The following is an 11,732-nucleotide window of genomic DNA, read 5'->3' on the forward strand; positions in this document are numbered from 1 at the left end:
CAGTCAACTGTTCGAGCTTGGAACCAGAGTGAAAAGAGTGGATGGCAGCTTGGCTCCCTCACGTGCTCAAAAGGCACCGCTGCTCATCAGCTGCCATTCACCCCTCTCATCTCTGACATTACCTCAGTTAAAGACACAAGCTTGCTCCCGCTGGGTTGCGAAGCGACCCCAAACCTGGCGAAACGCGGAGCATCAGATGCACCGCAGCCGCTGGTTTACGACTGCTTCGCAGCCGAGCGGGAGCAAGCTCCCTCGCCACGGGGCTGTCGAAAGCCTTCGAGTAGCATCAGGGCTGATCGTTAGGCGCGATGACGCCGTGCTTTTTCATCTTGCGGTACAGCGTCGAACGCGAAACGCCGAGCTCGGTGGCGGTGGCGCTGATGTTCCAGCGTTGTCGGCGCAAGGTGCTCAGCAGGTGACGGGCCTCTTCGCCCCCGAGTTGTTCACCCAGGTTGCTGGTCAATGGTCGGGCGCTGCCGGGCAGTGGCAGCCTCTGTGGTGCCAGCAATTCGCAAGGCAGGCAGTCCAGATCGATCACGCCGTCTTCTGCCAGGGCCACCGCGTAACGCAGGCTGTTGAGCAACTGGCGGATGTTGCCGGGCCATGGGTAATCGAACAGGCATCGGCGGGCATCGGCGTCCAGTCGCAAGCCGCGGGCGCCGGTCTGGGCTGCGAGCAGGGTGTCGATCAGCTCGGCTCGGTCGCTGCGCTCGCGCAAGGCCGGTAGCGCGAGGTTCATGCCGGCGAGACGATAAAACAAATCTTCGCGAAAGCGCTTCTCGCCGATCATGTTGTGCAGATCCTGATGGGTGGCCGAGATCACCTGGACATCCAGCGTCACCGGCGCCTCGGCCCCCAGTGGTGAGATCTCGCGCTCCGCCAGCACGCGTAGCAAGCGGGTTTGCAGGTGGGCAGGCATGTCGCCGATCTCATCGAGAAAAAGGGTGCCGCCGTTTGCCAGTTCCAGCTTGCCTTTCATGCCTTTCCGGTTGGCGCCCGTGAAGCTGCCGGCGCGATAGCCGAACAGTTCGCTCTCGATCAACGTCTCCGGGATAGCCGCGCAGTTCAACGCAACGAAAGGCCCGGCGCGACGAATGCTGGCATGGTGAATTGCACGGGCAAAGGCCTCCTTGCCGGTGCCGGTCTCGCCGGTGATCAGGATCGCAATGCCCTTGTCGATCACCTTGCGCAGGCGCCGCACGTTCTGTTGCAACCGGGCATCGCTACCTGCGAGTTGCTGCAGGTCCGGGTGAGCCTGGAGGGCGGGGCGAGCGACAGGCAGCGGGCGGTGCTGTTCGCAGGGGATGCGCAGGCCGACGTCCAGCAAGGCCTCATCACGCAGGCCACGCAAGCGCACCCCCTGGGCGCCACCCTTGGTCAGCTGGAGCAGTTCGTCCACCGTGGTTGGGAGCAGGCTGTCGATGCGAGCGCCGAGCAATCTGGGATTGTCGGCCAAATCCCAGGCGACAAACGCGGCACGGTTGGCCCCGATGATGCGACCGCTTTCATCCAGGGCGAGCAGTTGCTCGTTGGCCAGGTCGGCGATTTCATCGATGGGTTTGAGGGACAGGGTCAGGCGGTCGCGGTAGCTCTGGCGAAAATGCGCGTTCTCGATCAGGCGTGCGTACATGATCACCAGTTGCAGCGTGAGGTACTGGCTTTCCCGAGGACCTTCGTTGTTCATGCAGGTCGCATTCAGGCAACCGCGCAACAAGCCTTGAGCGTCGAAGATCGGCGCCACCGAGCAGCTCAGGCGGAAGTTGGACGCCAGGAAGTGCTCTTCCCGGTGAATGATCAGCGGTTGCGCCGCCGCCAGGGTCGTGCCGATGCCGTTGGTGCCGACCTCCGACTCGTCCCACCGCGCGCCCACCACCAGCCCGGAGCGGGTGTAGGCGTCGTGCTGGCTGGGCAGCCGGGAATCGAGGGTGATGCCGTGTTCGTCGCTCAGCAGCACGGCAAAGCCGGCGGGCACCACGCGCCGGGCCAGGCCGTTCACACCCTGGCTGGCGATGGAAAGATATTGCTGATGCTGTTCCTGGTGACGACGGATGTCCTCGGCGCCAAGGATATTCTTGCGGCTCGCCGCGCCCGGATCCAGCCGGTGCTGCACGACGCTGCGGTACCAGGACTGTGCAATGACCCCATCGGGCCTGAGGCCGCGCCCGGAAAAATGGTCGTTGACGAACGCCGCGAGTTCGCTGGGGATCGTCTGCGTGTCATGCAGGGTCATGAAAGGCTCCATCAGCGGTGAAGCCCAAGAGGCTTCACTGGGATCTTGTTATTAGCTATCTACCATAGACGCTGAAGCGTGAATTTTCAGCCTCCCAGGTTTTACCCGCTTAACGCTGATACGCCAACAACCGCCGCTCTGCCAATCGGAACACCGCCACCAGCGCACACGCCAGCAGCATGTAAAGCAGGGCGGCGATGCCATAGGCCTGGAAGGTCTTGAAGGTGGCCGCGTTGACATCCGCGGCGATTTTAAGGATGTCGGGAACCGTCGCGGTAAAGGCGATGGCCGTGGCATGCAGGACAAAGATCACTTCGTTGCTATAGGCCGGGAGTGCCCGGCGCAGCATGCTCGGTACCAGCACCAGAATGAACAGTTGGCGGCGGGTCATGCCCAGCGCAAGGGCGGCTTCGATCTCGCCGCGTGGTGTCGTGCGTAGCACGCCGGCGAGGATTTCGATGGTATAGGCGCAGGTGTTCAGGGCCAGGGCCAGGATCACGCAATGCATGCCGTCACGAAAGAACCACCACAGGCTCGGTGATTCCCTGATGAGGCTCAGGCTCGCCAGGCCGCTGTAGATGATCAGCAGTTGCACGAACAACGGGGTGCCGCGAAACACCAGGGTGTAGAGCTGGATCGCCAGGGCCAGCCAGCGGTTGCCGTAGGTGCGAATCAGCGCCAACGGAATGGCCACGAGCAAGCCGCTAACGGCGGACGTCACCAACAGCCAGAGCGTGACGGACAGGCCGCTCCAGCGATAACCGTCCGACCAGAGGAAGCTCGGTCCGAACTCTTTCAGAATCTCGATCATGACACCCTCCGCTGCGGCTCAAGGCTGTAGCGTCGTTCCAGATGTTTGAGCACCAGGTTGGAAAGGATCGCGAAGGCGAAAAATATCACCGCAACCACCAGATAGAAGAACATCTGTCTCGACGTCGCATTGCCCGCCTGTTTGGCCACCTGAACCATGTCGTTGAGGCCCAGCAGTGATATCAGGCCGGCACTTTTCAACAGCACTTGCCAGATATTGCCAATGCCGGGCAATGCGAACCGCATCATCTGCGGCAGGCGGATACGCCGCAGCACTTGCCAATGGCTCATGCCATAGGCGCGGGCTGCTTCGAGTTGGCCGAACGGAATCGCCTGGAAGGCGCCGCGAAAGGTTTCGGCGCAGTAGGCTCCGTAGATGAACCCCAACGTGCCGATCGCGGTGCCATAAGGGTTCAACTGGAACGATTCGCCGCCAAACGCTTCCGCCATCTGGTTGAGTCCGATCTGCGCGCTGTAGTAGATCAGCAGCATCAGCACCAGGTCAGGGACACTGCGCACCAGCGTGGTATAGACCGTGGCCACCAGTCGTAAAGGTGCCAGTGGCGAGAGTTTCGCCAAGGCGCCGAGCAGGCCCAGGACCAAGGCAACACAGGCAGCCCACGTGGCCACCTGCACGGTCAGCCACGCGCCCTGGAAAATCAGATAGCCGTATCCCTCGAGAAACATGCTGTCAGGCTCCACTCGAGTGGTTCACTTCGGTGAGATATCGAAGTCGAAGTACTTCCTGGCGATGCGTTCATAGGTGCCGTTCTGGTGGATCCGTTCGAGCGCCTGGTTGATTTCGCCGGCCAGGGCGGTGTCGCTTTTGCGCATGCCGATCCCGGTGCCCGGGCCGAAGATCTCCGGTGACTTGACCACCTCGCCGGCATAACCGAAACCCTTGCCCATGGGCTTCTTCAATAAGCCTTCGGCCACCGCGATGGCGTCGTCGAATGCCGCATCCAGCCGACCGTTGATCAAGTCCGAGTAGGTCAAGTCACTGCTCTGATAAGGCACAACTTCCACGCCCTTGGCGCCCCACATCCGCTTGGCATAGACTTCGAAGACACTGCCCTGCTGCACGCCGATGCGCTTGCCACGCAGGGATTCGGCTGTCGGCTGCAACGGGCTGCCTTCAGGGGCGACCAGGCGTGCCGGGGTGTCATAGAGGGTGTTGGAAAAGGCAATTTCAGCTTTGCGTTCTTCGGTGATCGACAGGGCCGAGAGTATCCCGTCGAACTTCTTGCCCTTGAGGGCCGAAACCATGCCGTCGAAGGCGTTTTCCACCCACACGCAACGCCGTTTCAACTCGACGCAGAGGCTTTCGCCCAACTCGATATCGAATCCGGTCAGCGTGCCGTCCGGTCGCTTGGACTCGAACGGCGGGTAGGTGGGATCGACCCCGAAACGTAGCTCTTCGCTGGCGGCCCAGGTCATCAATGGACTGGCCAGGAGCATCAAACCGATCAGACATCTTTTCATCGACAGGGTATCCACGACAGGTGGGTGGAGCCGTCCCGGGCATTGGCCCGCGGCAGCAGGGTTCAGCCTTGAAGGTTCAAGGCGCGTTTGAGTTGTTGGACGCGCTCGGCGTCGACGGCTTGACCATGGCCAAAGCCGCCGTTCCAGCCACACACCTGTCCGGCGTAACCGACACCCTCTGACAGGCAGTCGGCGAGGCACTGGCGTGCCTGCCAGGCCAGCAGGAACGCGGCGATAAAACCGTCGCCGGCGCCCATGCTGTCGACGAACGTGCAGGGCAGCGCAGGTTGTTCGTACGTCCCTCGGGCGTCGACCGCGATGGCGCCTTGAGCCCCCCGCGTGATGACCACTACCGCCGGGCCCATGGCCCGCAGTGAGTTCGCCAACTCGACGGCTTGTTTTGAGGAGTGCTCGGCCGCCGAGAAAAAAGCGATGTCGACGTGCTGGATCAGCGCCTGCCAGTCGAACTCGACCCAGTTGTCCGAGAAGTCGAAGGACAGGCAACCACTGGCCTGGCGAACCTGGGCCAATTGATCTTGCAGGCCGCTGTAGAGGCTGCTGTGGGCCAGCCCAAACGTCCCGATATAGGCCAGGTCGTCGGCATCGAGCCGCAGTTGGCGACACACGCCAGGGTCGCTGCCGAGAAACACCCGCTCGCCATCGATACTGTCGACACACGCCCAGCCATTGTTTCCCGCCAGCATTCGGCAACGGGACGCATCGACGCCTTCCTGTTGCAGGCAGTCGAGCAGGTACTGGCCTTGCCGGTCATCGCCAACGCGGCCCAGGTAGGCACTGCGAACACCCAGCCGGGCGGCCATTACCGACACGTTGAGTGCATTGCCACCGGGGTATTCGATGTTCCGGTCCAAGTACACGTCCATGGTGTTGTCGCCGACCGCGATCAGGCTGGCCATGCTCAGTACTCCGTTTTCCACATGTAGCGGCGCGTCGACAGCGGCTGCTCGTGCCAGACCGCGAGATGAGCGGCGATGCGTTCCACGGCGATGCCGACGATGTAGGGCGCGACAATCGCGCGGATTTCGGGATCGATGCCCTCCATCGGGAAGTCCTTGGCGTCATAGACCATGACCCGTTCGGTGTAGCGCTGGCAGAACCGCACCACGCGTTCCATCTGCGCCCGGCTGGGGTCTTCACCCACCAACAGGAGCAGCGGCGTGGTCGCGTCGATGGCTTCGAACGGGCCATGGAAAAACTCCGCGGCCTCCACCGGCAGGCAGTGCAGCCACTGGCTTTCCATCACCACGCAAACGCCAAATACATAGGCCGTGGTGAACATCGGGCCCGAGGCGAGGAAATACATCACGCGATCATCTTTATACAGGCGTGCCTCCTCGGTGGCGCGCCGGTCGTTATTGACCGCAGCCTCGGCGAGGGCTCGCGGCAGTGCCTTGAGCGAGCGAGTGAGTTTGTCCAACAATGGCCAGCCTTCGCGCTTGGCGAGGATCCCGCCGACCAGCGCCTGGAGGATCATGAAACAACCGAAATACGCCTCATCGGTACGCCCCAGCAGGAAGCAATGTTGGACCGCCTGGGCCAGCGGCAGCTCGGCGGTTTGCGTCACGCCTACGGTGAGGCAGGGCTTGTCCTGCAGGAAACGGGCGGCGGCGATGGTTTCCTGGGTCGTGCCGGATTTGGAGGCAAGGACCACCAAGGTGCGTTCATCCAGGCGCGGCGGATTGATATCGATGAAGTCGGCCGGAAAATAACGCCGCACTTCCAGTGTCTGGCTGTAGCGCTCAAGCCAGTACTGCAAGCCGAGCATGATGCGGTTGGGGGCGCCGCAACTGACGAAGTAGATGCGGTCGATTCGCGTGGCCAGCTCTTGGCCGAACTGCTGGGCGTCGTCGACGATTTGCACGGATAGCTGCAAGGAAGAGATGAAGGCTTCCTGGTTGAACTGGATCGCCATGTGAGCTCCTGGGGCTTTGTTACGGTGAATCATGTGCTGTTCATGGTCACCATTTAGACCAAAAGCTATACCACGAAAAATACCATTACAAGGCTTTTCCTCCATGGTCTAATGAGCGCGCGGAGCGGTGCTGAACGCCTGCTCAGGGCCGTTATTTCGCTGGCATCTTAAGGTTGGCGGGTTTGCGACGGTTTTCCGCTGGGTGTCGTTGCAATGCCGTGGCTGAAAAAATAATCCAGGATGTAGACCATGAAAGTAGCTCCTCCGAAGTCCTCCGATGTGGCGCATCTGGCGCCCGAACGCAAGCAGGTGGCCTGGCAGGCCGTCCAAGCACTGCTGGAAATGCTCGAGCGCCCGGAGTTCGGGCCGACTGAGCGGATCCCGGCGGAACGGGACCTGGCCGAGCACTTGGGCATCAGCCGGATGACGCTGCGAAAGGCCTTGCAGACGCTGATCGACCGTGGGGTCCTGGAGCGTCGGGGCAACCGTGGCACCTTCGTGACCGCGCCCGGTGTCGAGCGACCACTCAATACCGTCGCGCGCAAAGGCATCGCCGAAGTCGTCGAGCAGGCGGGGGCGCGGCCCGGGAGTAAATTGCTCTACTTCGAGCAAACCCAGGCCAGCGCGCGCGTGGCGAAACTGCTGAAGATCCAGGAAGGCGACCCGTTGCTGACCATCAGGCGTCTGCGCACCGTGGATCAAAAGCCATTCTGCATCGAGACCAGCTACATCCCGGCCGCCCGTGTGCCGGAACTGGTGGCGGGCGACCTGATTGAGGGGGCGTCGCTGTACGCGTTGCTGCTATCGCGCTACCAGATCGAAATCGAAAGCGACGAGGGCACGCTGAGCATCGCCACGATGAACGATCAGGAGGCGCGCTTGCTCGACGTCGAGCCTGGGACGGCTGCGCTGGTCTATCGGGGCGTGATATTCGATCGCCAAGGGCGGCCGGTGGAATACCTGGTGTCGGTCAACCATCCCCAGCGGGTGGTGTTCAAGTTGGCCGACAGTCGGGTCAATAGCGACTTGCTGGTGGAAGGATAGCAGCGGCGATGTCCCAGATTCGCCATATCTGGGTGGCAGCCGCATCAATCACCATCCCGGTAATAGGCCTTCAACGTATCGACGAATTCCTCGGCCAGGCGTGTCCTGGTTTGTGCGGCGGGCCAGATTACGTAGGTCGGAAAAAGGATATCCGGGATGAACGGTCTGATCACGATTTGCCGGTGCAGATAGTCCTTGGCAACCAGCGGATGGGCGAGGGTGATGCCCATGCCGAGCGCTACCATTTCACAGTTGATCGCACTGTATTGCGCTTCGACCGCCATCACCCGCTCGACGCCGGCCTGTTCGAATAACCCGTCCACCTGTGCGCGCGTTCCGTCGCCGTGGCAGAGCGAAACAAAGGGTTGCCCTTCGAGATCCTCGAAGGTGATCTGCGCTCGTTCAGCCAGCGGATGCGCGCCAGGCAACACGCACACGGCTGCTCGCTCGGCGAGCAACTCGACGTGCTGGCTGTTGACATCGCCGGGATGGACCACGATGCCGATGTCGCAGAACTGCGATTTCACCCATTGCTCCACCGTCGGCGAAGAGTTCACGTGCAGTGACACCGTGAGTTCCGGCCGAGTGCTGGTGAAGTGCTTGATGACCGCCGGAAGCAAGCTCAGGCCAGTCGATGGTACGGCCGCCACGCGCAAGCGCCCGGTGCCCAGGTTGCGAATGTTCTTCGCCGAATGCTTGAGGCTGTCGAGGCCGACATAGGCACGTTCCACTTCATGAAAGAACGCCTGGCCTTCCTGCGTTGGGATCAGCCGTACGCCCGCGCGCTTGAACAGCGTCAACCCGGTGCTCAGTTCCAACTGGGCGATCAACCGGCTGACGTTGGGCTGCGAGGTATACAACACCTCGGCCGCCGCGGTCATCGAGCCCAGTCGCATGACGCTGCGGAATGCTTCGATTTGCCTGAGATTCACACCTGCCTCCCCATATCAAATATGAATAACTCGCCCGCATATTCTGATTTGACCCTATGGATGGTGCATCCAATACTCCAGACCAGCAACCCATAGCGCACATGAAGATGCGCCTTCGGCGTGATGGATTCGCCGAACATGCAGCGTGCTGCATGGCTTCGATTGACGCCGAAGCGACTGACGCATTGTTCGATCTGCCCCACGCACTTCGGAGATAGTCTGTGAATAGCCATAACTCGCCTTCAGCCACATCACCGTTTCGCCCTCTGAGCCGCCTCGCCGCCGCTGTCACCTTGGCCCTCGCCGGGTTGGGCAGCGGCGCCGCTTTCGCCGAACCGACGCTTTATCTCGCCGGTGTAGGCGGCTCCACCGAGCAGATGTACAAGACCAAGGTCATCCCCGCGTTCGAAAAGCAGCACAACGTCAAGGTGGTCTACGTCGCCGGCAATTCCACCGAAACCCTGGCTAAATTGCAGGCCCAGAAAGGACGCCAGCAGATCAACGTGGCGATGATGGACGACGGGCCGATGTACCAGGCGCTGCAAATGGGGCTCTGCGCAAAGCTCAGCGACGCGCCGATCTACAAAGACCTGTATCCGTTGGCGCGAATCAGCCCCGAGGCGACTGGGATCGGGGTGGTCGCCACAGGCATTGGCTACAACGAGGAGGCGTTCAAGCAGCGTGGCTGGACCCCGCCGGACTCCTGGGAAGACCTGACCAATCCGCGCTACAAACAGTTGCTGGGCATGCCGCCGGTGACCAACACCTATGGCTTGCACACATTGGTGCAGATGGCCCGGTTGCGCGGCGGCGGCGAAAAGAACATCGACCCTGGCTTCAAGGCCCTGAAGGACGAGATCGGCCCCAACGTCCTGGCCTGGGTGTCGGCGCCGGGTGAAATGGACGGCATGATGCAGAACGGCGACGTGGTCATGGCGGTGTATGGCAGTGGCCGTGCGGTGGCGTTGCAGGGCACCGGTTTTCCGCTCAAGTTCATCTACCCGAAAGAGGGCGGTATCGCCTTGCAGGTCGCCGCCTGCGGCATCACGCCCAACGCCCAGCCCGAGCTGTCGCAGCAATTCATCCAGTACGTCCTGTCTCCCCAGGTGCAAGAAATCCAGGCCCGGGAAAATGGCTTCGCGCCGGTCAACCAGACCGTCACCCTTGAGCCGGAGATTGCCGCACGGATGCCTTATGGGCCGGAGAAGGTCAATGCGCTGATCCAGGTCGATTGGGACACGATCAACCAGCAGCGCAGCGAATGGACGACACGTTGGAATCGCACGGTCGAACGCTAGCAGCCACTGGCTCGGATCCTTCTCGTAACCATTCTGGAGGCGCAGGCCCGGCCTGCGTGGCACGCCAATGGCATTTCTCACGCTCGAAGGCATCGTCAAGACGTACGGCAGTTTCAAAGCCATCGACGGCTTGGACCTGGAGGTCCGGCACGGTGAGTTCATCGCTTTGCTCGGACCCTCCGGGTGCGGCAAGACCACCACGCTGCAATCCATTGCCGGCTTCGTTCAGCCCACGCAAGGGCGGATCGTCCTCGACGGGCGCGACATTACCCACGTGCGGCCCGAGCAACGGGGGCTGGGCATCGTTTTCCAAAGCTACGCATTGTTTCCGCACATGACTGTTGCGCAGAACATCAGTTTCGGCCTGGAAATGCGCGGCGTAGCCAAGGCCGAACGCAGCCAGCGCGTGGACGAGGCGCTGGCGCTGGTGCGCCTTGACGGCCTGGGCGAGCGTTACCCCAAGGCACTCTCCGGAGGGCAACGCCAGCGGGTGGCAATTGCCCGCGCCCTGGCCATCCGCCCGAACCTGCTGTTGCTCGACGAACCGATGTCCAACCTCGACGCCAAGCTGCGCGAAGAGATGCACATCGAACTGCGGGCGATCCAGCGCGACCTGGGTATCACCACCATCCTGGTGACTCACGACCAGGTCGAAGCCATGACCATGAGCGACCGCATCGCGGTGATGCAAAAGGGTCGGATCGTGCAGATCGACACCCCGTATGAAGCATACGAGCGCCCCCATTCACCCTTCGCCTCGGCGTTCCTGGGCAAGACCAACGCCTTCGCCGGTGCCGTGCAAACCCGTAACGAGCGGTGTTGCCACGTGCAGGTCAAGGACACGCTGTTGCATGTGCCCCATGAAGACCGGACGCTGGGCAATGAAGTCAATGTCTACATCCGCCCGGAGAAGATTCGCCTGGCGCAGGCCGGCCACGGGCGTCTGAACGGGCGTATCCGCTTGCGCGTGTTCCTTGGCAATCTTTGGCTGATCGCGGTGGAAACCCACTTGGGCATGGTCCACATGACCCAGCCGAACCTCGGCACTCCGCCGCCTGACGAAGGCCATGAAGTTGGCCTGGATTGGTCCGACGACGATCTGCGCCTGTTGGACCGGGAGGTTGCCCATGGCCAGGTATGATGCCGAACATGTCGGTGCCGCGCCCTGGTTGCTCAGCGGCCCGGCGTTGCTGGTATTCGTCGCGTTGCTGCTGGTGCCTTTGCTCCTGACGGCGGTGTTGTCGCTCAACCTGTTCAGCGACACCGAGGGGGTGTTGCCGACCTACAGCCTCGGCAACTACCTCGAGGTATTCAAGGACGGTTACTTCCACGACATCTTCCTGCGCACGGGCGGCCTGGCGCTGGCCGTCACCGTGTTGTGCGTGCTGCTCGGCGTACCGGAGACCATCATCATTGCGCGCATGGCGCCGCGCTGGCGCTCGTTGTTCCTGCTGGTGGTGCTCGGGCCGCTGTTGATTTCGGTGGTGGTGCGAACGCTCGGCTGGGCGATCCTGCTGGGCAACAACGGGTTGATCAACGATGCCTTGCAGGCGCTGGGGATTACCGACCAACCGGTGAAAATGCTCTTCACCCAACTCGGTGTGATCATCGCGCTGACCCATGTGCTGGTGCCGTTCATGGTGATCGCCGTGTGGGCCACCTTGCAGCGCCTGGACCTGCAAGTGGAGTGGGCCGGATTGTCCCTGGGCGCATCGCGCCTGACGGTGTTTCGCCGGATCATCCTGCCGCAGATCATGCCCGGCATTCTTTCCGGTTCGATCATTGTCTTCGCCCTGGCGGCGTCCGCCTTCGCCACGCCGGCGATCATCGGCGGGCGACGCCTGAAGGTCGTGGCGACCGCGGCCTATGACGAATTCCTCGGCACCCTCAACTGGCCCCTCGGCGCCGCCATCGCAATGCTCCTGCTGGTTGCCAACCTGATCATCATCCTGGGTTGCAGCAAGTTGGCCGAGCGCCGCTTCAAGCAAGTCTTCGAGTAACCG

At 62.0% G+C, this 11,732-nt stretch carries 11 protein-coding genes; 4 read left to right on the forward strand and 7 right to left on the reverse strand.

Going from position 1 to position 11,732, the window contains the following annotated elements; all coding sequences use genetic code 11:
• Nucleotides 1-286: 286 nt before the first annotated feature.
• The 6 genes from J3P82_RS11570 to J3P82_RS11595 form a co-directional block, all read right to left on the reverse strand.
• A complete protein-coding gene (locus J3P82_RS11570; protein WP_434563185.1) occupies nt 287-2,230 on the reverse strand; it encodes a sigma-54-dependent Fis family transcriptional regulator in 1,944 nt (647 codons plus the stop codon).
• 109 nt (nt 2,231-2,339) lie between these two features.
• Nucleotides 2,340-3,041, reverse strand: a complete 702-nt coding sequence (gene hisM, locus J3P82_RS11575; protein WP_434563187.1) for a histidine ABC transporter permease HisM — start codon at nt 3,039-3,041, stop codon at nt 2,340-2,342.
• Nucleotides 3,038-3,727: an ABC transporter permease gene (locus J3P82_RS11580; RefSeq protein ID WP_186631500.1), complete on the reverse strand. Its 690-nt coding sequence runs from the start codon at nt 3,725-3,727 to the stop codon at nt 3,038-3,040. Before J3P82_RS11580 ends, hisM begins: the two co-directional genes overlap by 4 nt.
• Nucleotides 3,728-3,751: 24 nt before the next feature.
• Nucleotides 3,752-4,522 (reverse strand): ABC transporter substrate-binding protein, encoded by a 771-nt coding sequence (locus J3P82_RS11585; protein ID WP_186631503.1) that lies wholly within the window; start codon nt 4,520-4,522, stop codon nt 3,752-3,754.
• Nucleotides 4,523-4,584: 62 nt separating this feature from the next.
• Complete coding sequence (locus J3P82_RS11590; RefSeq protein ID WP_186631506.1) at nt 4,585-5,439, reverse strand: PfkB family carbohydrate kinase; 855 nt, start codon at nt 5,437-5,439, stop codon at nt 4,585-4,587.
• A gap of 2 nt (nt 5,440-5,441) precedes the next feature.
• Nucleotides 5,442-6,455 (reverse strand): SIS domain-containing protein, encoded by a 1,014-nt coding sequence (locus J3P82_RS11595; RefSeq protein WP_434563188.1) that lies wholly within the window; start codon nt 6,453-6,455, stop codon nt 5,442-5,444.
• A 249-nt stretch (nt 6,456-6,704) separates the two neighbouring features.
• Between J3P82_RS11595 and J3P82_RS11600 the strand changes: the two genes are divergently transcribed.
• Nucleotides 6,705-7,499 carry a GntR family transcriptional regulator gene (locus J3P82_RS11600; protein WP_434563190.1) on the forward strand — a complete coding sequence of 265 codons (795 nt, stop codon included), beginning with the start codon at nt 6,705-6,707 and terminating at the stop codon, nt 7,497-7,499.
• Nucleotides 7,500-7,543: 44 nt separating this feature from the next.
• On the opposite strand, the gene J3P82_RS11605 is transcribed toward J3P82_RS11600, so the two are convergent.
• Entirely contained in the window at nt 7,544-8,431 is an 888-nt protein-coding gene (locus J3P82_RS11605) for a LysR substrate-binding domain-containing protein (RefSeq protein WP_186631515.1), read from the reverse strand.
• Between the two features lie 221 nt (nt 8,432-8,652).
• Here J3P82_RS11605 and J3P82_RS11610 point away from each other — a divergent pair, with 221 nt between their 5' ends.
• From J3P82_RS11610 to J3P82_RS11620, 3 genes are all read left to right on the forward strand, one after another.
• Nucleotides 8,653-9,729, forward strand: coding sequence for an ABC transporter substrate-binding protein (locus J3P82_RS11610; protein WP_434563192.1), 1,077 nt, complete (start codon nt 8,653-8,655; stop codon nt 9,727-9,729).
• Nucleotides 9,730-9,796: 67 nt separating this feature from the next.
• Nucleotides 9,797-10,870, forward strand: coding sequence for an ABC transporter ATP-binding protein (locus J3P82_RS11615; RefSeq protein ID WP_186642459.1), 1,074 nt, complete (start codon nt 9,797-9,799; stop codon nt 10,868-10,870).
• The gene (locus J3P82_RS11620; RefSeq protein WP_186631524.1) at nt 10,857-11,729 is read left to right on the forward strand and encodes an ABC transporter permease; all 873 of its coding nucleotides are present in this window, start codon (nt 10,857-10,859) and stop codon (nt 11,727-11,729) included. The genes J3P82_RS11615 and J3P82_RS11620 overlap by 14 nt, the downstream gene beginning before the upstream one ends.
• Nucleotides 11,730-11,732: the final 3 nt, after the last annotated feature.

The sequence above is a fragment of the Pseudomonas sp. Z4-20 genome (assembly GCF_051131955.1).
Lineage (GTDB): Bacteria > Pseudomonadota > Gammaproteobacteria > Pseudomonadales > Pseudomonadaceae > Aquipseudomonas > Aquipseudomonas marvdashtae.